Raw genomic sequence first — 20,783 nt, forward strand, 5'->3', positions numbered from 1 at the left:
TCCTCCTGAGACTGGCACTCGACCGGGTCGATTGCTAATGGTATTCAACCAACAAGCGCAAACGCCACTCCAGCCCGGTTTATTGCCCCCCGGTGTCCCCTTCGCGCAGCCCCAGAAGAACCGTCAGCCGCCGCGTTCGCCGTACCAGCCGGCCAGCTTGCCCTTGCGGCTGACCGCGCGCAGGCGGCGTTCGACCGTCTCCCGCTGCGCGGCCGTGGTGACGACGAGAAGCTGGTCGCCGATCAGAAGCTGGGTCGTCGGCCCGGGCACGAACGACCGCCCGTTCCGTACGACGAGAGTCACCATGGTGTCGGTGGGCAGCCGCAGCTCGAAGATCTCCACGCCGTGCATGAGCGACCCGCGCGGGATGCGGACCTGCAGCAGGTCGGCCTTCAGCTCCTCCAGCGGCGCGGCCTCCACGTCGAGGTCGCGCGCCTCGCCCTCGGCGGCCAGGCCGAGCACCCGCGCGAGGTACGGCAGCGTCGGCCCCTGCAGGAGCGTGAACACGATCACGATGATGAACACGTCGTTGAACAGGCCCTTCGCCCCCGGCACCCCGGCGCTCCAGGGGATCGTGGCGAGCACGATCGGCACCGCGCCGCGCAGCCCGGCCCACGACAGGAAGATCTGTTCCCGCCACGGCATCGACCCGAGACGCAGGAGCCGTACGAACAGGCTGGACACCAGGACCGACGCCGGCCGGGCGACCAGGACCAGCAGCACCCCCGTCACCAGGGCGGGCACGATCACGACGGGCAGCTCCGCCGGGTCGGCCAGGATGCCGAGCATCACGAACAGCCCGATCTGGGCGAGCCACGCCGCGCCCTCCGCGAAGCCGCGGGTCGCGGCGCGGTGGGGAAGACGGGCGTTGCCGAGAATCAGCGTCGCGACGTACACCGCGAGGAAGCCGCTGCCGTGCAGCAGCGCCGCCCCGCTGTAGGCGACGAACGCCAGCGCCAGCACCGCGATCGGATAGAGGCCGGAGGCGGGCAGGGCCACCCGGCGCAGCGCGTACGCCCCGGCGGGCCCGACCGCGAGGCCGACGGTCGCGCCGATGGCGAGTTCGGCGGCGGTGTCCAGCAGGGTGGCCGGCACCGAGAGCGTCAGCGTCGAGCTCACGCTCAGCGTCATCACGAGGATGACGGCGGGCGCGTCGTTGAAGCCCGACTCCGCCTCCAGGATCCCGGCGAGCCGGGGCGGCAGCGGCAGCCGCCGCAACACCGAGAACACGGCCGCCGCGTCGGTGGAGGCGAGCACGGCGCCGAGCAGGAACGCCGACCGCCAGTCCAGGCCGAGCAGGACCGCGACGGTCGCGGCGAGCACGGCGACGCTGACCGCGATGCCCACCGTGGCGAGCACGAGCGCGCTCGGCACGGCGTCGCGTACGTGACTCCAGTTGGTGGTCAGGCCGCCTTCGGCCAGGATCACCGCGAGCGCGATCAGGCCGAGTTCCTGGGCGAGGTGCGCGTTGTCGAAGTGGATGCCGCCGAGGCCGCGTTCACCGAGCAGCAGGCCGAGGCACAGATAGATGAGCAGGGTGGGCAGGCCGGTGCGGTGCGCGATCCGGACGGACGCGATGGCCGCGATGACTACGGCGGCGGACAGCAGCAGCCAGACGTTCAGACCACCGCTCCTTTCACCGCGCCTACGCCAATCTTGTCACACCTGCAACAACCGGACGATTCCACTCGGAAGGGCAGCGAACCGTACATGCTGATCGTGCGGCTCCGCCGGGACCCCCTCGATCAGCTCGCCCTCGTGCAGCAGCGCCACCGTCGGCACGTTCGGCCCGACGCGGGTCAGCGCCCGGTCGTAGAAGCCGCCGCCCCGGCCGAGCCGTACGCCCGTCACCCGGTCGACGGCGAGGGCGGGCACGAGGACCAGCGCGGCCGTCCTGATCGCGTCCACCCCGCGCCGGACGTCCACCGGCTCCATGACCCCGTACGGCCCCGGGGCGAGCGAGTCCGGGCCGTCGTACACCGCCCAGTCGAGCTCGCCGTCGGGCCGCTGCACCGGAAGCATCACGGTCGCGCCGTGCTTCCACAGGGCGAGGATCAGCCCGTGCGTGGCCGGTTCCGTCCCGATCGACCAGTAGCAGGCGACGAGCCCGGCCATCTGCACCCACGGCTGGTCGAGGAGCGTCTCACGGATCGCGGCCGAGGACGCGCGCTGCGTGCGTTCGTCCAGCTCCGACCGGTCGCGGAGGATACGGCGACGCAGGTTCAGCTTGTCCACAGCCCGCTCCGTTAGTGTTCAACCATGGCTGACTTCGATCCCGTGACCAAAGCCGTCGTGCCCGCCGCGGGTCTGGGCACCCGCTTCCTTCCCGCGACGAAGGCGACCCCCAAGGAGATGCTGCCCATCGTCGACAAACCGGCGATCCAGTATGTGGTGGAGGAGGCCGTCTCCGCCGGGCTGCTCGATGTCCTGATGGTGACCGGCCGCAACAAGCGTTCGATCGAGGATCACTTCGACGTAGCGTACGAGCTTGAGGACGCGCTGCGCGCCAAGGGCGACGAGGAGCGGCTCAGCCAGGTGAAGGAGCCCGTGGACCTCGCCACCATGCACTATGTGCGGCAGGGCGAGCCGAAGGGCCTCGGCCACGCCGTCCTGTGCGCCAAGCAGCACGTCGGCCACGAGCCGTTCGCCTGCCTGCTCGGTGACGACCTCATCGACCCCCGCGACCCGCTGCTCAGGCGCATGATCGAGGTGCGCGCGACGTACGGCGGCAGCGTCGTCGCGCTGATGGAGGTGCCGCGCGAGCACGTCTCCCTGTACGGCGCCGCCGCCATCGAGCCGACCGACGAGGACGACGTCGTCCGCGTCACCGACCTCGTGGAGAAGCCCCCGGCCGACGAGGCCCCCTCGAACTGGGCGATCATCGGTCGGTATGTGATCGACCCGGCCGTGTTCGAGGTGCTGGAGCGGACCCCGCCCGGGCGTGGCGGCGAGATCCAGCTCACCGACGCGCTGCGTACGCTGGCGGCGACGGCCCCCGGCGAGGGCGGGCCGGTGCACGGCGTGCTGTTCCGGGGCCGCCGCTACGACACCGGCAACAAGCTCGAATATCTACAGACCGTGGTGCAGTTCGCCGCGAACCGGGGCGATCTCGCGCCCGACTTCCTGCCCTGGCTCCGGCAGTTCCTCGACCAGATCGAACACTGAGAGACATGAAGCCCGTCGACCGCCATCTCGCCGACATCCTCGCGGTGGTGCGCCCGCTCGCCCCGCTGGAGGTCGAGATCGACGCCGCCCTCGGTGCCGTGCTGGCCGAGGACGTCACCTCGCCCGTGCCGCTGCCGCCGTTCGACAACTCGGCGATGGACGGCTACGCCGTACGGGCCGAGGACGTCGCCGGGGCGCCCGTCACGCTGCCCGTGATCGGGGACGTGGCGGCGGGCGACGGCGGGCTGAACGCCGTCGGGCCCGGCCTGGTCGCCCGCGTCATGACCGGCGCGCCGATGCCGGCGGGGGCCGACGCCGTCGTCCCGGTCGAGTGGACGGACGGCGGCACCGCCCGCGTACGGATCGACCGGCCGGCCCTGCCGGGCAACGCGATCCGGCGGGCGGGCGAGGACGTCCTGGCGGGGGAGACGGTGCTCCGCGAGGGCGCCCGGATCGGCGCCGCCCAGGTCGGGATCCTCGCCGGAGCCGGCCGGCGGCGGGTGCGGGTGCGGCCCCGGCCGCGGGTCGTCGTGATCTCCACGGGCGCCGAGCTCGCCGAGCCCGGCACCCCGCTGGGCGCGGGCCAGATCTGGGAGTCCAACAGCTTCATGCTGACGGCCGCCGTACGGGAGGCCGGAGCGGAGGCGTTCCGGGCCGGTTCGGTCTCCGACGACCCCAAGGAGTTCCTGGACGTCCTGGACGCCCAGCTCCTGCGGGCCGACGCCGTGATCACCAGCGGCGGCGTCTCGATGGGGGCGTACGAGCCGGTCAAGGAGGCCCTCTCGCCGCTCGGCACGGTGGCCTTCGAGAAGGTCGCGATGCAGCCGGGGATGCCCCAGGGCTTCGGCGTCGTCGGGCCGGACCGGGTGCCGATCTTCACGCTGCCGGGCAATCCGGTGTCGTCGTTCGTCTCGTTCGTGCTCTTCGTCCGGCCGGCCCTGCGGGCCATGCAGGGGCTCCCGGCGGGGCCGCCGGAGGCCGTACGGGCCACCGTGACGGCGCCGCTGCGGTCGCCCGCCGGGAAGCGGTCCTACCTGCGGGCCGTGCTGACCGGGCGGACCGTCGCGCCGGTCACCGGCCAGGGCTCGCACCAGCTCGCGGCGCTGGCCGCGGCGAACGCGCTGATCGTGGTTCCGGAGGACGTGACCTCGCTGCCCGAGGGGGCCGAGGTGGAGGTGATTCCCCTATGAAACTCACTCACGTCGACGAGACCGGCGCCGCCCGGATGGTCGACGTCTCGGAGAAGGACGTCAGCGCCCGTACGGCCGTCGCGACCGGGCGGGTCCTGCTGTCGCCGGAGGCGGTGGCCGTGCTGCGGGCGGGCGACGTGCCCAAGGGCGACGCGCTCGGGGTGGCGCGGATCGCCGGGATCATGGGGGCCAAGCGCACGCCCGACCTGGTGCCGCTCTGCCACCCGATCGCCCTGACCGGCGTGAAGGTCGACCTGTCCGTCGTGGACGAGGGTGTCGAGATCACCGCCCGGGTCCGTACGGCGGACCGTACGGGCGTGGAGATGGAGGCCCTGACGGCCGTCACCGTCGCGGCGCTCGCCCTGGTCGACATGATCAAGGCGGTGGACCCGGCGGCGGTGATCAGCGACGTGCGGGTGGAGGAGAAGATCGGCGGCAAGACGGGCCACTGGGACCGCGACCCCGGCGACGCCCGCGACCGTCTCGACCGGAAGTGAGGGCGGCGTGCGCGCGCTGGTGGTGACCGTCTCCAACAGGGCGTCCGCGGGGGTGTACGAGGACCGGTCCGGCCCGCTGCTGGCCTCCCTCCTCAAGGAGGCGGGCTGCGATGTGGTGGACGGGCCGCGGGTGGTCCCGGACGGCGAGCCCGTCGAGACGGCGCTGCGCGAGGGCGTCGGCGAGGGATACGACGTGATCGTGACCACCGGCGGCACCGGCGTCACGCCCATGGACCTCACGCCCGAGATGACCCGCCGCGTCCTGGACCGGGAGATTCCCGGCATCGCCGAGGCCGTACGGCAGGTCAACCGCGAGAAGGTGCCGACGTCGATCCTGTCCCGCGGGCTCGCCGGGCAGGCCGGCCGGACGCTGGTGGTCAACCTCCCCGGGTCGTCCGGCGGCGTACGGGACGGCATGGCCGTGCTGGCCCCGATCCTGGCCCACGTGGTGGACCAGATCCGCGGCGGCGACCATGCCCGCTGACCGCTCGAAGTCATGCGCACCCACGTGGCGCGTTGACGGTTCTCCGGTGGATGATTGACAAATGGATCGACTTCGCGGCTGGCCGGTGTCCCTGACCGAGGGGCCCGTGGGGCTACGGCCGCTGCGCCTGCGTGACGTCCGTGACTGGCGCGACACCCGGCTGCGCAACGCCGAGTGGCTCCGTCCGTGGGAGCCGAGCAACCCGGAGACCCCGCTGTTCCGCACCGGTCTCGGGCCGTACGTCTCGATGGTCGGCACGCTGCGCCGCGAGGCCCGCCAGGGGATGGCCATGCCGTGGGTCGTCACGTACGAGGGGCGGTTCGCCGGGCAGCTCACCGTGGGGGCGATCGTGTGGGGGTCGGCCCGTTCCGCCCAGGTGGGCTACTGGGTTGACGGCAGGCTGGCCGGGCGGGGCATCATCCCGACCGCGCTCGCCATGGCCGTGGACCACTGCTTCTTCACCACCGGTTTACACCGTCTGGAGGCCAACATCCGGCCGGAGAACCAGGCCAGCCGCCGGGTCGTGGAGAAACTCGGCTTCCGCGAGGAGGGAATCCGCCGGCGTCAGCTGCACATCGACGGCGCCTGGCGCGACCACATCTGCTACGCGCTGACCGTGGAGGACGTGCCGCGCGGGCTGCTCGTCCAGTGGCGCCGCACGATGAACTCGGCCGCTCGCCGCAGCGAGCCCAGCCCCGGTTAGACGCGGGCGGGCGAGCCCCGCCGCAGTCGCAACCGAGACACAAGTGGATCACCAGTGGGCCCCGTGATGCTTCGTCGCCGTAAGCGAAACCGCATCACGGGGAGACATCCGTATGAGGAAAAAGGCGTTATCCACCGCGGCGGCCGCTCTGACCGCCATGGCGGCCATGAGCGCGGCGGCTCCGGCACCCGCGTCCGCCGCGCCGGTGCGGATCGAGATCGTGACCGCCCACAGTGAGACCGTGCGGGAGTGGATCGACCCGTTCACCTGCCCCACCAACATGGTGCTCACCGCCCGGGCGCACTACGGCGACGAGAACGCCCCCACCACCTACTCCTGCAGCTTCATCCTCATCGAGGGTGAGCAGGCCCGGGTGTACATCGGCGACTGGACCGCCCGCCAGAAGGAGAGCAAGTCCGACTTCAGCGCCCCCGACCACCAGGCGGTCGTCGGCAGGTGGCACGAAGGCGACGAGAACGGCTACACGAGGTACCGAACCGCCACCCTGTACTGGCGGGGCCAGCGGGTGCTGCTGACCAGCGGGGACATCAGCGGTGCCTACCGGGAGAGCAACCACACCTGGCAGGCGCAGGGGACCGGGGTCATGACCGGCCGTAAGCACAGCGGGGACGAGAACGGCAACACGTGGTACCGCTTCGCCAACGTAACCGTCGCGGGCTGACAGGAAAGGCGCCGAAGACTGTGAGAACGTTCAGCAAGGCTCTGTCCGCCGTCGCCGTGGCCGCCGGCCTGTCCGCCACCACCATGACTTCGCCCGCCTCGGCGGCCGTGACGATCAAGGTGGAACAGGTCTTCAGCCAGACCGTCTGGGAATGGACGGGCTACCAGTTCACCTGCCCGCCGAACCAGGTGCTCACCGGCCGTTCGCACTACGGGGACGAGAACGCCAAGACCACCTACTTCTGCAGCCGGATTCTGATCAACGGTCTGCAGGTCGAGGTGCACGCCGGAGACTGGACCTCCCCCCAGAGGGAGAGCAAGTCCGACTACAGCGCCCCGAACGACCAGGTGGTCGTCGGCAGGTGGCACGAGGGCGACGAGAACGGCTACACGAGGTACCGCACCGCCGCGCTGTACTGGTCCACGCGACAGATCAGGCTGGTCGACGGGGAAGTGAGCGGTCAGTACACCGAGAGCAGCCACACCTGGCAGGCCAGGGCCGGCAAGGTCATGACCGGTCGTACGCACTACGGGGACGAGAACGGCAAGACCACGTACCGGTCCGCCTCCGTGTACTTCGATGAGTGACCTCCCGCAGCGCGTCGGCCGCCCACCGTCGGCGCGGCTGAAGCCCTGATCGTCGGTTTCCGACCGTCAGCGCCGGTACGGCCGGCCGGGGACGCCGCCGCGACCCGGCCGGCCGTACCCCGGATCCACCTGGTACCGGTGGGACCACGCGGCTCTCGCGGGATCGAATTACATGAACAGCTTTGACGATCTCGCGACACACCGGACCGAATGCTCGTCATTCATCGACACGCGGTCCTACGGTGCGTGACGTGAACACCTCTCAGACGCCACGAGTGCAGGGATGTGTTCACCATGCCCCCGAGCCCGCCCGTACGGCGTTCCGGAGGCTGATCCGGAGGTGGGCGCGTGGGTAGCGCCGTGCTCTACCTCGCCATCGTGGTCATGTGGCTCAGCGTCCTGCTGCCCATGTGGCTGCGCCGGGACCGGCACATCGACGACGACCTGTTCGAGGACCCGGCGGCGGAGGCGACCACGCTGTCCGAGCCGCCCGCCGCCGCGTCCGGCCCGGAAGCCGACCTCGAAGCCGGCTCCGGCTCCGTCCCGGGCGACGCGATCGAGGACGACGCCGAGGAGAACGACGCCGACACGGTCGTCACCCCGTCGGACAGGTCCACCTCGTCCCCGGCTTCGGCGGCCCCGGCTTCCGTGGACCATGTCGCCGCCGACCAGGTCGCCGCGGAGAGGCATGCGCGGGCACGCAGGGTGGCCGCCCAACGCCGCGCCCGGATCCTCGCGCGGCGCCGCAGGCGCCTCCTTTGGAGCGTTCTGCTCGTCCTGGCCTCCGTGGTCACCGCCGCCGTCCGCGTGATGCCCTGGTGGGCGGTCGCGCCCTCCGGCGTGCTCCTCGTCGGCTACCTCGCCGTGCTGCGCGTGGCCGTACGCGCGGACCGGGAACAGCGGGAGAAGGCCGCGCGGGCGCGGGCGGCGTACCTGCGCCGGCAGCGGGAGCGCCGCCGCGCCCTGGCCGCCCTGGCCCGCGAGGCGGAGATCATCAAGTTCGAGGCGCGCAAGCGTTCGCAGGTCTTCGACCAGTACGCCGACGGGCGGCGCGCGGTCGGCGACTGATTCGGTGGCGCGAACACCCCGCAGAGTTTGGTAATCTAATCGAGGTCGTTGGGGCTATAGCGCAGTCCGGTAGCGCACTTCGTTCGCATCGAAGGGGTCTGGGGTTCAAATCCCCATAGCTCCACCACGACAGAGGCCGGTTCCGCTCAGCGGGACCGGCCTCTTTGATCTTCTGGGTGACTAACTGAGTGACTACGGCGTCGCCGGGCTGCCGGCGCCGCTACCTAACTGCGGGTTGCTCTGGCACCTGCGGAGGTGGCGCTCACGGGACGCCTGCTGTCACCGTGGGGGCAGGCCCCTGGGAGGGCGTCTTGGCTGCGTTGCTCTGCCCCATAGCGATCAAGACGAGGAACACCAGGAAGGCGACGAGCCCACCACCGCCGGCAGCCGCGACTGTTTTAGCCGGAAGTCTTCGTTCGTGCGCCCGGACAGGCACTTTCCTCCCGTTGCGGAGAGTTCGCTGGTGCTGCTTGACGCGGGTCTTGTTATTAGCCATGGCGTCAAACCGTATAAATAGTCACCAAGCACGGCTAGAAGCTGTATGGCGCGCTTTTTGTGGCTTGAAGGAAAGGAACAAAAGTCGCCATAGACAGCTATGGGTAGCTTACTGATGTTGTGCCCGTATGGACGGCCTTAAAACGCCGTCACGCGGACCTTTATTGCTTTGGTGATCGGCCTTCTGAGAAGAGGCCGTCCATCGCTTCGGCCCCCTCCAGGAGCACCGGCCGTAGCTGCTTGCGGTACACCGTCTCGGTCACCCTGGTGTTGCTGTGGCCCACCAGGCGTGAGATGTTCTCGATCGGCACTCCACTAGCCGACAGCAGCGATACGAAGCTGTGGCGCATCTCGCGGGGTGTCCACTCCTTCTCATTAAGACCGGCCTTTTTACTTGTTACAGGTTTCCCTACGCCATCAAGCCGCCTTCGGCGGGGTGCGGTGGGAGGGGGAGGGGGCACTGCGGGGAAGACACGCGAGGAGACCGCAGGCTTAACGATCCGAGACAGAAGGCGGGCCACCAAGGAGGAGGACCCGCCGGGGGATGGGATCGGCAAAGAGGAGGGGTTGTTTCCTGAGCTGTCTTCCAGTGGCACCGTGAGGGGGTCGAACGACGGGGGGAGCACAGCGCAGCCCGGGAAGCCATCACGGCCCGCACTTCCGAGAGGGAAGGCACGCAAGACACAGGGTGTGTATCCCGCTGGGCCGCGCGCCCGCCCCGCCGGCGGGCTGCGGCTCTCCGGCCGGTCCCGCCGGCAGGCGGCGCGCACCCTGCGCCGACAAGCGGCGCGGTGTTCGACCGATGGCGGCAAAGCGGCAATGCGCGAAAAGCGATCTCTCTCCCCAAAGTGGTGAACGGTCGTTGGATCACAAGCGGCACCGCGACGCCGAAGAACCCGGAGACCAGGGGGCGACGCTGGCAGACGGGAAGAGAAGGGAAGAGGAAGCAGGGAGGAGAGACGGGGGAAGCAGTAACGGCGAGGACCTTGGGGCGCTGCCCCAAACCCCGGGGCCTCCGACTCCGAGAGCGGGGGGCGTGCACGGCTCGCGCCGTAGGTGGCTGGGGTAGAAGCCTGATCGCTCGCCTGCCATCGACCCAGGCAGAGCCCAGCAGCCCGGCTCCTCCAGGTCAAGCCCAGCCGTGCGGGCAGGACAACCAGCGCGCGAGGAAGGCCACCGGGAGCAGGTACACGCGAGGCAGGGCTTGACCCTCCGTCCCCGGCCCGCTGTCGCTTCGCGATGGGTCGACGGCAGACGAGAGATCAGGAGGGGTGCGAGTGTGCGGGCCGCACGGCCGGATTTAAACGCACGGACCCTTGACCCCCAGTCAAGTGCGCTGCCAAGCTGCGCTAAGTTCCGTGGCCCGATCGCTTGGGCACATGCAAATCTTAGCATATGGTCACGGCTCATAAGGGCGCATCGGGGGCGCACGCGCTCGGAAAACGCTGGCAAGCGATGACAACGAACGGAAGCGTCATCGCAGGTCGCTTCCAAGGTAGGGCGAGAGCGTGCAGGTAGCGAGCATGCGGAATTAGAACCCGGCCGACCGTCGCGATTCCTGGCAGCTATCGGGGGAGGGGGCGGAGTGGTGCGTACGGACCGGTCAGGAGCCATGCCATGCGCCATCTTTAGCGAGACAGAGCAACCACTATGAGGCGTCAGGGAAGGCCTGCGGCATTGGCTTCGGGCTCCTGATCTCGGCCTTCGGTCTCGTTCTCGCTGGTGTCCTTGTTAGCGGGCGGCGTTCGTAGCCCTGGTGCCTGGTCGGGAAGCTCGATAGGGGGATGGGACCAGTCGGCAGTCTCGCTGAAGTCGACCAGGCCACCGGAGAACTCCGCACCGGCAAACACGACTAGGCTGCCGGAGAACACCGCCCTGTCGAATGAGACGAGGCCGTCGGAGAACTCCGCACCGGCAAACGAGACCCCGCCGTCGGAGAACTCCGCGCCGTCAAACACGACCCGGCTGCCGGAGAACACCGCCCCGTCGAACCAGGCCAGGCCTTCGGAGAACTTCGCGCCGACAAACGAGACCCGGCCGTCGGAGAACTCCGCGTGGGCAAACGTGACCAGGCGGCCGGAGAACTCCGCCCAGCCGAATGAGACCGTGCCGCCGGAGAACTTCGCGCCGGCAAACGAGACCGTGCCGTCGGAGAACTTCGCGCCGTTAAACGAGACCAGGCCGTCGGAGAACTCCGCACCGCCGAACGAGACCAGGCCGCCGGAGAACACCGCGTCTCTGAAGTTGGCGCCGTCGAAGACGACTCCAGTGAAGTCCAGATCGGCCCCGCTCCAGGAGATGGGGGCGTTGCCGCTCAGATGAGCAGCGATCAGACGGACGATGGTGGCACGCACTTCGCGCATGGCCCGCCAACCGACGTGCCCGGCCAGATTGTGACCAGCATCGGGCTCAGGTTCCGGGGGCATGCGCAGGTAGGCGCAAAGGACGTCGATGCACATCTGGCGGCCTCCTTCCCAATCGTCAGCGAGGGCGGCCAGTGCGTGGACACCGGCCAGGCGGACCGCAGGGGCGTCGGAGCCGAGCTGGTTGGCGGCGGTGGTGAAGCGTTCGACGTACAGCTTGGTGTCTTCGCGGCGGGCGGCCTCCCGAGCGCGATCGTTCTGCTCCCGGGCGCGGTGGTTGTCCTCCTCGGCCAGGCGCTGCTTGCGGTAGGCGACAACCAGGGCGACGGCGCCGCCGATGCCGCCGACGACGGCCAGCGAGATTTTGACGATCTCCAGCAGGTTGGTGGTGTCGAGCGTGACCTTGGATGGCAGGCCGATCCAGGCCAGAGCACCAGCCAGCAAGGCGCCGGCGACGAGAGTAGCGGTGACCAGAGTGAGGGCCAGAGCCACGCCGATATGCAGCAGCTTGACCGGCCGCGGCTCACCGGTGCTGCGGCGGAGCCGGACCAGGTTCGCCAGGCGGGGGAGATTCGGCATGTTCCCCACGATGCCAGGCCGGTACCGACAGAGAGCGGAAAAGAGGGGGCGATGGAGAGTGGTGCGGGCGGCTGCTGGGGCACGTACGGGGCACAAGACACCGCGAAACGTCGACAAGTGGTGATCAACGATGTCAGGCCAGAAGGCCGCTCAACCAGCGCAGCAACCCTTCCGGCCCACGTTGCCAGGATGGCGATCAGAGTTCCGCTTCAACGCACCTTGATTGTGCTGAGAGTTCCTGAACGTCGTATCGGCGTCATCCTGTTACGAGGGTAGGCAGACCGAAGCAATGAAAACCTGAGCTCAAGGCTCGCGGGTTCGGCCGGCTGGGGGCGCATCGGGAGCGCATGCGCTCGGAAAACGCTGGCAAGCGATGACAACGAACGGAAGCGCTATCGCAGGTCGCTTGTGGTGTAGCGCGAATTCATACAGCTAGCGCTCATGCGGAATCAGAACCCGGCCTACAGTCCAGCTCGGCCCGACCGCTGAAAGGCCCGCCTCGATCGACGGGCCTTTCATCACAGTCAGGCGCAAGGCCTTGGAGCATCTTATTCGGGCGCTCGGTCAATCCCTCGTGTGGCAGGAGAAGCGCTTTCAAGACTTCCCGACTGATTCGTCGTGGTCCTGACCAATTCGGCCCACCTGTCTTCCGCGTTCTTGAACATGCGATCAAGAACACTAGTGTCAATGGGCTTACCAGCCACCCGCCCATGCCTCTCATCGAGCAGGTTCGCGAATCGAGCAAACCCTTTGAGTGGGCGCGCCGTTTCGTCGAACGCCGTTAAGCTCTGCATAAGGAGGTCCGAGGCTGCACTCATATGCGTAGCCACCTGCTTCAATTCGGCGTGCAGCATGGGTGTCGACTCCCCTGAGAATTCAGTCTCAGTGCGATCGATAACCACTTGAAGCAATGGCCTTATACGCTCTTCAACCGACTGATACACATAGGACAACCTCGGCCGAATCACGCGATATGCATAGAGGATCCGACCTTCACCGCGCAGAAATGCTGGGATCGCTTCCCTGCACTCTTTTATAGAGTAGTGCCTTGCGATATATGCCAAGACCTTGATCTGCCGGGAGCTGCCATGGTAGCTAACATGAAAGATAGCGCTTACAAGGAAGCCCGCCGCCGTGAGCAGCTTGAACAGCTTCCCAGGTCGCTCCTCGATGAGTGCTACGAGCTCATCGGCTCGCATTTGCTGGCGTGGGGCGTTCTTGTACCTGATGTCAGCAGACCAGCGGATGACGATTCTCGCCAACCATGGGGAAACATCGCAGAACTCGTTCACTACAAGGCCGAGAAGTATCCCGAGCACTATCTCTGCGTTACTCATAAAGTGCTCCCGCCGCAACTCGTGGGCCCAAGTAGGCGTCGAAGCGAACCATCGACTTCGTGAGTAGTGCGGAGAGATCTCGGCCGGCGTTCGAGGAGAAGGTTGCGGGCAGCAGGGAGCCCCACTCCGGTCAGCTTATAGAACCGGCGAGCTGGCTTGCTGGGGTCAGGATTTCGATCCTCCCAGTTCCCTTCGATCCAGCCTGCGTCTTCCAGGCGATCAAGTACACCGTAGACAGTGGGGCCGGAGCGGCCCGTAGCCTTGATGATGGCCCATCCGTGCAGCTCATAGCCCTGATGTAGTGCCGTGATGAGAGTCTCGAGAACATCGAGCAGCGGTTTGGTAACACGTACTGGTGGCGACATGGCCTTATCTTACCTAAGTCGAGTAAGGTTTCGCGCGCTATCACCGCTACTCGTTTCGTCGGCATCAGTGACCTAGCCAGCTAGGCGACCCCACCCATAGGCGCAGCCGTCTCGAGTGGCGCAGTTGGGGTGACTAACTGGGTGACGACCACCACGAAGAACCGCGAACATCTGCGGACAGCGGCGAACAGTGTGAGCAGGTTGACGACCACTTGTGCCCAGCTCGAAGCTTCGCCGTCCTGGCTTCGCATCGAAGGGGTCTGGGGTTCAAATCCCCATAGCTCCACCACGACGGAGGCCCGTCAGGTGATCCACCTGGCGGGCCTTTTCGCTGCTCAGGGCCGTCTCGCTACGTCCCGGCCGTTCGCCGTCGAGGCCCGTCGGTATGGCCACCGCGCCCAGCAGGAAGACGGGCGACAACCGTGGGAAGCTCGACCGCCGTGACGGCTGAGACACCGGGGCCGCCGCTCACGATGCCCGGTGCACGCGCACGGCCGGGGCGGTCGAGCGGTTCGACAGCCTGGTCAAAAGCCTTTGAGCCACCGTGGCGCGCTGGCTAGCCTACCGTCCATGATCCCACTCACACGGCACCGCCTGACCGCTGCCGAGACCGGCCCGGCGCTGCGCGCGCTGTGCGAGTGGACGCCATCCGATGCCCCGGGCGGCGGCCTCCATTCCGGAGATGTGGGGTGGCATCTGCGGTTCGACGACGCGGCCGTTCTTCTTTGGACTGATGACGTGGTGCCGGTGGCAGCCGGCTTCCTCGACGGACCCGTGCTGCGCGTGACCGCCGCGCCCGGCGCCGATCTCGGGGCGCTCGCGGCCGATGCCGAGGAACTGCTCGAACCCGGCAACGATCGGTCCGACGGTCTGGCTCTGCCCGGGTGGGAGCTCGATCAAGAGGAGCCCTGGCTCGTCATGTCGTGGACCCCGCGGCCCGTGTCGAGCCGCGCCGAGCCGGTCGGTGAGGCCGGTGCTGCCGATCGGGTGCTGGTGCAGCGGTCCGCCTTCGAGGGATCCACGTTCACCGTCGAGCGCTGGCGCACGATGAAGCGGTCACCGGCGGGCGGACTGGCCGTTGAGGCGCTCGTACGCACGCCCGCGGGGGAGCCCGCGGCCGCCGCGACCGGATGGTTCGCGGGCGCGGGCAGGTGCGGGCTGCTCGAACCGGTTGGCACGCATCCGGACCACCGCGGGCACGGCTATGGGCGCGATGCCGTGCTGGGCGCGTGCGCGGCTCTCGCCCATCGGGGCGCAAGCGCGGTCGCCGTCGTGACACCGTCCACGAACGACGCCGCGGTGGCGCTCTATCGATCGGCCGGGTTCACCGTCGTGCGCGAGGATCGCCATTGGGTTCGTTCTCGACGAGCGTGAACGGTCCAGGCCCCTTCCCGTGACCAGGAGGGGGCCTCCGCCGTCCGTACAGCAGCGGTGCCGCACAGCAACGTCCCCAGCCGCCGGTGAGGAGATCGCGTCGTGTCCGGGCGACCGCGATCCGACTCCTGGGATGAGGTCACGCTGTTGGTTCTGTCCTGTCGGAAGCGACAGACAGACGGGAGAGAAAGGGGGAGCGGCCGCGGAAGCCGGGGCGGAAGCGCGCAGGCGGTCCTGTGCTGAGGAACTCTTCCAGCCACGCCATGTGTTCGGTCTTCTCGTTGCGGATCGCCTGGGCCAGCACGAAGGTGCGTTGATCGCTACCTTCGGTGAGGTCGCACAGGCCCCCGTAGGGGTGGACGGCGCGTCGTACGTCTTCGGTGAGTGTCGTGACCGGATCCCGCGCGTCGCCGGGGAATCCCCACGGCGACGCATGTCCGCTTCCCAGGAACTGCCGGATGTCCCCGGGAAGCGTTCCGTCCAGTTCGTAGATGCGGTTGACGAGCGCGTCGAAGTGGTGGCGATCCTCATCGCGGATGTCTTTGAGGATCTGGCGTAGTTCCTCATCGGCGAAACCGAGCGGATAAGCGGTCAGAATCGTGTACCTGTAGAAGGCGCCCAGCTCCGCTGCGGCGGCGGAGGTGAGCCGGTCGATCAGTTCATTCACATCTATGCCGGCTTGCTCGACGACTTCGCGTGCGCTGATCATGTCGGCTCCAGGCGGTCAGGTTGTGGAGAGTTCCAGCGGGGCGCGTTCCTTCGGGTTGAGCGCGAGGAAGGCGACCCCGGCCAGGGCGCCGCCGGCCAGGTCGGCCAGGAGCCAGACCCAGATCTTGGACCAGGCGAGAAGCCCCATGGAGGCGGCGCCGACGGCGACGGCCGGGTTGAAAGCGCCACCGGAAATGCCACCGACCGCGAACGCGCCGGCCGTCACGGTGAATCCGATGGCCAGGCCGTAGAAGCTGTTGCCAGGGTGGTCCCTGCTGGTGGCCGCGTTCAGCACCACGTACGCGAGCGCGAACGTGAACAGTGCCTCGGCCAGCAGCGCGACCCCCAGTTCGCGCCCAGAGGGCGACAGCGTCGGCACGCTGCGGGGATTGACGATATAGGTAGCGGTAAGCGCGGCGAGAACACCGCCCGCCAGCTGGGCGATCCAGTAGGGAACGGCGTCCGCCGGACTGATCCGGCCGCGGATGAGCACGGCCAAGGTCACGGCGGGGTTGTAGTGGGCACCGGAGACATGTCCTCCGGCGTACACCATGACCGTCAGGATCGCGCCGATGGCCACGGGCGCCAAGGGCGTCTTCGTCAAGACCGTGGCACCGACCGTGAGAACCAGGAAGTACGTTCCGATGAATTCCGTGATGTAGCTGCGCATGGACTGTCCTCTCTACGTGTGAACCGAGACCGGTCACGCAAGCGCGGCAGCGCATCCAGATAGTTCCATGATCCGCAGCTCAGGAGATTGCGGGCTTCTTACGGCCCCTTACGGCCCTTTACGGCGTCGAACCAGAAATGACGCGGAGCGGGGGATGCGGCTCCATCCCTTGTACGGCGAGGGCCGGCCACAATTGTTGTGCGATCTGGGCGTCGGTAAATAGCGGGAAGGCGGAGAATTATCTTTATGGTCATAGCTTCACCACGAAAGAGGCCGGATCCGCCCAGCGGGACCGGCCTCTCCGCTTGTCCGGGTGGCCACCTGAGCGACCACACCCCCGGCAGGGCGGTCAGGAGGAGGCGGCTACGAGGCCGATCACGATCAGAACCAGGGACAGGGTGGCGACCACCGACCCCGCGATCACGGCGGTCCTGCGACCCCGCCTGACCTTGAAGACGTACAGCAGGACGTACGGCAGGAAGGCCAGCACCACGAGGCCGGTGGCGGGGAGTGTCATGGCCCGCAGGACGCCCTTCGTGCCGGATGGCAGCGCCCGGTCGCCCTCGGGGGTGAGCTGGGCCCGCGTCACGTCCCCCGCCTCCGAGTCGGGTGAGGCGGCCACCGGGACCGCGTCTCCACCACTGTCGGGGACGAACCGGCCCTTGCAGTCGTAGCGCCCCTGACCGAGGGAGACGCAGGAGACGACGGTGAGGGTGCCGGGGGTGCCGATCTTCCCGGTCGCCAGCTGGAAGTCCGGCACCGCGACCACGAAGGGCAGCACGCCGAGCGTGAGCCAGCAGATCAGGAGGATGCCCATCCCGATCTTGCCCGGCATGCGGCGACCCGGGGTCACGGTCGTGGTGAGTCCCTCGAAAGCCTCGCTCAGGTCCATGAAGCCAGCATGGCGTCGCGCACTTGGGACTGACCTGGAACAGGCTTGCCACGGCGCCCTGTAACCGGCCCGCCCTGGCCGTGCGACGCGACCTCAGCGCGCTCACGGCGGAGTTCGCGGCGGCTCGCGGGGCCGGCGAGCAGTCAGCGAGCCCGATCACACCCGGCTGTCCTCCGGGGGTGCCCAGAACTGCAGCTTGAACAGCGAGAGGCGGATGACCTCCGCGGTGAAGTTCTCGTGGCTGAGGGGCTTGCGGTGGGCTCTGAACCGCCACTCCTGGCCTGCGCGGCCGAGGTCGAAATCCCCGTCTTCATCGATTTCTTCGACGTACGAAGTGATCGCGCAGATCTTTCCGGAGGTCAGGTAGATGCTCCCGGACCGGCTCTCCTCCCAGTCCGAGGCGGGCGGCTCGCCGTCCCAGAGTTCGTACTCGATGAGAGCGTGACCGTAGTGGGCGGCGTCGAGCGCGATGCCGTCGGGACCGATGGTGATCCATTCGTCGCCGGAGGTGCCTCCGGCGACGCTCCACGGCGCTTCGACGTCCGCGACCCCCCGCAGGTACGGCTCTATCTTCCAGGGGTCGAGAAGGCGCTTGATGATCTCAGCCATGGCACTCCCTCGTGTGTGCTCGGTACGCGTGCCGATCATGGCGAACGGGACTGACAACTTCAGTGGGCCAGAGAGAAGGCCCGCAAGCAGAAGTTCGGCGGCGACGACAGGGTCGGGAGCGGTGACGTATTTCCCTTGACGGAGTGAGTGCTCACTCCGCAAAATAGGTCACATGACAGAGACGACGACATCCCGCCGGAGAGCGCCGGCGATGAGCCCTGAGCAACGCAGAGACATGATCGTGGCCGCTGCGCTTCCGCTGGTCGCCGAACACGGCGCGGCCGTCACCACCAGCCAGATCGCCCGCGCGGCCGGCATCGGGGAGGGCACGATCTTCCGGGTCTTCGCCGACAAGGACGAACTCCTCGACGCGTGTCTCGCCGAGGCGATGAACCCCGGCCACGTGCTGCGCGAGCTGGCCTCGATCTCCCTCGACGAACCGCTGGCCGATCGGCTGACGCAGGCGGCCGAGGCGCTGCGCGCCCACCTGGGCCGCATGGGCACCATAATCGGCTCCCTGCACGGCACCGGCCACCGTCGCGAGCGAGGCTCCGGAGACCGGCGGGCCCCGGGCGGCAGGGAGGCGTCGATGAAGGCGACCCACGAGGCGATCGTCGAGCTGATCGAGCCCGACCGGGCGGCGCTGCGCCTGGAGCCCGGAAGGGTCGCGTCGGTCTTCCTGGGGATGCTCTTCACCCGGCCCCTTCCCGCGTCCGGCGACCTGGGCTCGTCTCCCGGAGAGCTCGTCGACGTCCTCCTGCACGGCACCCTCGGCACCCCCCAGAGCGGCACCCCCCAAAGCGGCGCCTCCCGGAGTGACACCCCCGGGAGCGTGGCATGACCATCACGCTGAACCACACGATCGTCCCCGCCGCGGACAACCGCGAGGCGGCCCGGTTCTTCGCCTCGATCATGGGTCTGGAGGAGTTGCCGCCCGCCGGCCGCGACGGCCACTTCGCGCCGGTACGGGTGAACGACACGCTGACCTTGGATTTCATGACCGTGGACGATCCCGTCGGCGTGCACCTGGCCTTCGACGTGGACCCGGCCACGTTCGACCGGATCCTGGCGCGGCTACGAGAGGCCGGGGTGCCCTACGGCAGCCATCCGGCCCAACCCGACAACGGCCGGATCGACCATCCGCTGTGCCCGCGCGGGCTGTTCTTCGTCGACGCCACGCGCAACCTCTACGAGGTCATGTCTCCCGCCTGACCGCGGTGGCGGCGACCATCGTCGTCCTGGCGTGTGGTCCGCCGTACCAGAACCGCCAGCCGAGGTCGTACACCTCGACGTCGGCCGCCCCGCACTCGCGGAGCACGGCGGCGTACCGGCGGGCGTTGCGGAAGTCGGCCAGGCGTAGCCTGCCGCCCGGCTTCAGCACGCGGAACGCCTCCCGTACGGCCAGCGCGCGCCCTTCGTCGTCGGGGATGTTGTGGACGGCGAGGCTCGACACGACCACGTCGAACTCCGCGTCGGCGAAGGGCAGGTCGCGCATGTCGGCGGTGACCAGGGTGACCCGGCCGGTGACTCCTTCGGCGGCGGCGTTGGCCGAAGTGGCCTCCGGCGTGTTGCCCGACTGGTCCGCGGTCCACAGGTCCAGCCCGGTCGCGTGGCCGCCGGGGACCCGCGCCGCGGCCTTGAGCAGGACGAGCCCGCGCCCGCAGCCGAGATCGAGAACGCGTTCGTTCCCGGTGAGGCCGAGCCGGTCCAACTCCTCGTCCCAGACCAGGAACTTGCCCCGCGAAGTGGTGTGCGCGAAGAACGCGGCGCCGACGAGCATCATGACCCCGCCGACCAGCAGCACCACCGCCGGGGCGACCCAGTCGGCGCCGAAGAGGATCACGGCGAGTCCGGTCTCCGCGATCCCGCCCACAGCCAGCCAGGCGAGCACCCCCGGCGCGTCCACCCCATAGTTCGCACGCGGCTTCACAGCCAGTTTGTACCGCCTCCCGCAGCGCGCCGTACAGGGCGGAGCATCATCCGGAGGGGAGACTCCGGATGAAAGTTGCAGAGCCGCGAGCCGTTTGTCCCAGCGGGACGGCCCTGCGCGCCCGCGTTCGTTGACCGAGAGCCCCCAGGAGCAGACGATCCGGGGCATGGGGGCCGGTCGACACAAGGAGTGCGGATGACACGGACCAGAACGGGGACGGGCGCCTGGATCACGGCGGCCCTGCTGGCGGGGGCCGCGATCGTCGCGCCCGCGGCGGCACGCGCGACCGCCGGGACTTCGGCGGCCTTCACCACGTTCCCGCCGAGCCCGTCGCCGACGGCGAGTCCCACTCCCTGCCCGGCGATTCAGCCCCCGTCGGAGCAGAACACGCCGCCGACCGCCCCGGGAACGCCTACGGACGTCCAGGTCTTCATGACGCAGGTCATCCTGCACTGGGCGCCCGCCACCGACGCGGACGGCATCGCCTGCTACCAGGTCCGCGAGGTGTGGGAGGGCGTCGAAAGGGTCGTGGGGTCCTTCGGGGGCACGGTCGCCGGGGGCTCCGTCTACCTGCCGTGGCCGCCCAGGGGGGTCCCGTCCCAGGTCCACCAGCTGTACGTCGTGGCGGTGGACACGAAGGGCGCGGCCGGCCCGCCGTCCGGCTCGGTGTCCGTGACGATCTACAACGATCTCGTCGACCCGCCCTCGCCTTCGGCCTCACCGGCCCGGGTCACCTGCCGGGTGGCGGTCAGCTCCTCCAGCTGGTGGAGCGGGATGAGCACGAGCATCACGATCACCAATACCGCCGAAACGGCCGTGAGCGGGTGGCGGCTCACGTTCGCCTTCCCCGACCCCGGGCAGAAGGTGACCAACGGCTGGTCGGCCACCTGGTCGCAGAGCGGCACCCAGGTGACGGCGGTGAACCTCGACTGGAACAAGACCATCGCACCGGGCAAGTCCGTGACCGTCGGCTTCCTCGGCAGCCACACCGGCGCGAACCCGTCGCCGGCGACGTACTCCCTCAACGGCGCCTCCTGCGCCTCCTGACGGGCTCCGGGCTCCCGCCGTCCCCCGCGTGAAGGGAC

General features: G+C 68.8%; 23 protein-coding genes and 1 tRNA gene. 13 read left to right on the top strand and 11 right to left on the bottom strand.

Annotated elements, in window-relative coordinates; all coding sequences use genetic code 11:
• Positions 1 to 123: 123 nt before the first annotated feature.
• Positions 124 to 1,623 (bottom strand): potassium/proton antiporter, encoded by a 1,500-nt coding sequence (locus tag F5972_RS27810; RefSeq protein WP_150937469.1) that lies wholly within the window; start codon positions 1,621 to 1,623, stop codon positions 124 to 126.
• 36 nt (positions 1,624 to 1,659) lie between these two features.
• Positions 1,660 to 2,235 carry a 5-formyltetrahydrofolate cyclo-ligase gene (locus tag F5972_RS27815; RefSeq protein WP_150937472.1) on the bottom strand — a complete coding sequence of 192 codons (576 nt, stop codon included), beginning with the start codon at positions 2,233 to 2,235 and terminating at the stop codon, positions 1,660 to 1,662.
• Between the two features lie 24 nt (positions 2,236 to 2,259).
• Here F5972_RS27815 and galU point away from each other — a divergent pair, with 24 nt between their 5' ends.
• The 9 genes from galU to F5972_RS27860 all read left to right on the top strand — a co-directional run bounded on the left by galU (position 2,260) and on the right by F5972_RS27860 (position 8,503).
• Positions 2,260 to 3,165 carry a UTP--glucose-1-phosphate uridylyltransferase GalU gene (gene galU, locus F5972_RS27820; protein WP_150937474.1) on the top strand — a complete coding sequence of 302 codons (906 nt, stop codon included), beginning with the start codon at positions 2,260 to 2,262 and terminating at the stop codon, positions 3,163 to 3,165.
• A 5-nt stretch (positions 3,166 to 3,170) separates the two neighbouring features.
• Positions 3,171 to 4,355, top strand: coding sequence for a molybdotransferase-like divisome protein Glp (gene glp / locus F5972_RS27825; protein ID WP_150937476.1), 1,185 nt, complete (start codon positions 3,171 to 3,173; stop codon positions 4,353 to 4,355).
• A complete protein-coding gene (gene moaC, locus F5972_RS27830) occupies positions 4,352 to 4,852 on the top strand; it encodes a cyclic pyranopterin monophosphate synthase MoaC (RefSeq protein WP_150937478.1) in 501 nt (166 codons plus the stop codon). The genes glp and moaC overlap by 4 nt, the downstream gene beginning before the upstream one ends.
• 7 nt (positions 4,853 to 4,859) lie before the next feature.
• Positions 4,860 to 5,336 (top strand): MogA/MoaB family molybdenum cofactor biosynthesis protein, encoded by a 477-nt coding sequence (locus tag F5972_RS27835; RefSeq protein ID WP_150937480.1) that lies wholly within the window; start codon positions 4,860 to 4,862, stop codon positions 5,334 to 5,336.
• A 61-nt stretch (positions 5,337 to 5,397) separates the two neighbouring features.
• Entirely contained in the window at positions 5,398 to 6,039 is a 642-nt protein-coding gene (locus F5972_RS27840) for a GNAT family N-acetyltransferase (protein WP_111701422.1), read from the top strand.
• A gap of 112 nt (positions 6,040 to 6,151) precedes the next feature.
• Positions 6,152 to 6,721 carry a hypothetical protein gene (locus F5972_RS27845; protein WP_150937483.1) on the top strand — a complete coding sequence of 190 codons (570 nt, stop codon included), beginning with the start codon at positions 6,152 to 6,154 and terminating at the stop codon, positions 6,719 to 6,721.
• Between the two features lie 20 nt (positions 6,722 to 6,741).
• Positions 6,742 to 7,308, top strand: a complete 567-nt coding sequence (locus tag F5972_RS27850; protein WP_150937485.1) for a hypothetical protein — start codon at positions 6,742 to 6,744, stop codon at positions 7,306 to 7,308.
• A 348-nt stretch (positions 7,309 to 7,656) separates the two neighbouring features.
• Positions 7,657 to 8,376, top strand: coding sequence for a divisome protein SepX/GlpR (gene sepX, locus F5972_RS27855; RefSeq protein WP_150937486.1), 720 nt, complete (start codon positions 7,657 to 7,659; stop codon positions 8,374 to 8,376).
• Positions 8,377 to 8,426: 50 nt separating this feature from the next.
• Positions 8,427 to 8,503 (top strand) — tRNA-Ala (locus F5972_RS27860).
• A 529-nt stretch (positions 8,504 to 9,032) separates the two neighbouring features.
• On the opposite strand, the gene F5972_RS39215 is transcribed toward F5972_RS27860, so the two are convergent.
• The 4 genes from F5972_RS39215 to F5972_RS39495 all read right to left on the bottom strand — a co-directional run bounded on the left by F5972_RS39215 (position 9,033) and on the right by F5972_RS39495 (position 13,515).
• The gene (locus F5972_RS39215; protein ID WP_318527639.1) at positions 9,033 to 9,641 is read right to left on the bottom strand and encodes a tyrosine-type recombinase/integrase; all 609 of its coding nucleotides are present in this window, start codon (positions 9,639 to 9,641) and stop codon (positions 9,033 to 9,035) included.
• 888 nt (positions 9,642 to 10,529) lie between these two features.
• Entirely contained in the window at positions 10,530 to 11,813 is a 1,284-nt protein-coding gene (locus tag F5972_RS27870) for a pentapeptide repeat-containing protein (RefSeq protein WP_150937490.1), read from the bottom strand.
• 548 nt (positions 11,814 to 12,361) lie between these two features.
• Positions 12,362 to 13,150 carry a hypothetical protein gene (locus tag F5972_RS27875; protein ID WP_150937492.1) on the bottom strand — a complete coding sequence of 263 codons (789 nt, stop codon included), beginning with the start codon at positions 13,148 to 13,150 and terminating at the stop codon, positions 12,362 to 12,364.
• A complete protein-coding gene (locus tag F5972_RS39495; protein ID WP_150937494.1) occupies positions 13,147 to 13,515 on the bottom strand; it encodes a PadR family transcriptional regulator in 369 nt (122 codons plus the stop codon). Before F5972_RS39495 ends, F5972_RS27875 begins: the two co-directional genes overlap by 4 nt.
• A gap of 570 nt (positions 13,516 to 14,085) precedes the next feature.
• On the opposite strand from F5972_RS39495, the gene F5972_RS27885 reads away from it, so the two are divergent.
• Positions 14,086 to 14,889 (top strand): GNAT family N-acetyltransferase, encoded by an 804-nt coding sequence (locus F5972_RS27885; protein WP_150937496.1) that lies wholly within the window; start codon positions 14,086 to 14,088, stop codon positions 14,887 to 14,889.
• 139 nt (positions 14,890 to 15,028) lie between these two features.
• On the opposite strand, the gene F5972_RS27890 is transcribed toward F5972_RS27885, so the two are convergent.
• The 4 genes from F5972_RS27890 to F5972_RS27905 form a co-directional block, all read right to left on the bottom strand.
• Entirely contained in the window at positions 15,029 to 15,598 is a 570-nt protein-coding gene (locus tag F5972_RS27890; protein WP_150937498.1) for a ferritin-like domain-containing protein, read from the bottom strand.
• Between the two features lie 15 nt (positions 15,599 to 15,613).
• Positions 15,614 to 16,267, bottom strand: coding sequence for an MIP/aquaporin family protein (locus F5972_RS27895; protein ID WP_150937500.1), 654 nt, complete (start codon positions 16,265 to 16,267; stop codon positions 15,614 to 15,616).
• A gap of 349 nt (positions 16,268 to 16,616) precedes the next feature.
• Positions 16,617 to 17,159: a hypothetical protein gene (locus F5972_RS27900; RefSeq protein WP_150937502.1), complete on the bottom strand. Its 543-nt coding sequence runs from the start codon at positions 17,157 to 17,159 to the stop codon at positions 16,617 to 16,619.
• 156 nt (positions 17,160 to 17,315) lie between these two features.
• Complete coding sequence (locus F5972_RS27905; RefSeq protein WP_150937504.1) at positions 17,316 to 17,768, bottom strand: hypothetical protein; 453 nt, start codon at positions 17,766 to 17,768, stop codon at positions 17,316 to 17,318.
• 211 nt (positions 17,769 to 17,979) lie between these two features.
• On the opposite strand from F5972_RS27905, the gene F5972_RS27910 reads away from it, so the two are divergent.
• Positions 17,980 to 18,609: a TetR/AcrR family transcriptional regulator gene (locus F5972_RS27910; protein WP_225311957.1), complete on the top strand. Its 630-nt coding sequence runs from the start codon at positions 17,980 to 17,982 to the stop codon at positions 18,607 to 18,609.
• Positions 18,606 to 18,980, top strand: coding sequence for a VOC family protein (locus F5972_RS27915; protein WP_150937507.1), 375 nt, complete (start codon positions 18,606 to 18,608; stop codon positions 18,978 to 18,980). The genes F5972_RS27910 and F5972_RS27915 overlap by 4 nt, the downstream gene beginning before the upstream one ends.
• On the opposite strand, the gene F5972_RS27920 is transcribed toward F5972_RS27915, so the two are convergent.
• The gene (locus tag F5972_RS27920; protein ID WP_225311958.1) at positions 18,964 to 19,698 is read right to left on the bottom strand and encodes a class I SAM-dependent methyltransferase; all 735 of its coding nucleotides are present in this window, start codon (positions 19,696 to 19,698) and stop codon (positions 18,964 to 18,966) included. The genes F5972_RS27915 and F5972_RS27920 overlap by 17 nt on opposite strands.
• A 195-nt stretch (positions 19,699 to 19,893) precedes the next feature.
• Between F5972_RS27920 and F5972_RS27925 the strand changes: the two genes are divergently transcribed.
• On the top strand, positions 19,894 to 20,745 hold the full coding sequence (locus F5972_RS27925) for a cellulose-binding domain-containing protein (RefSeq protein WP_150937509.1): 852 nt from the start codon (positions 19,894 to 19,896) through the stop codon (positions 20,743 to 20,745).
• Positions 20,746 to 20,783 lie beyond the last annotated feature (38 nt).

The sequence above is a fragment of the Microbispora cellulosiformans genome (assembly GCF_008728085.1).
Classification (GTDB): domain Bacteria; phylum Actinomycetota; class Actinomycetes; order Streptosporangiales; family Streptosporangiaceae; genus Microbispora; species Microbispora amethystogenes.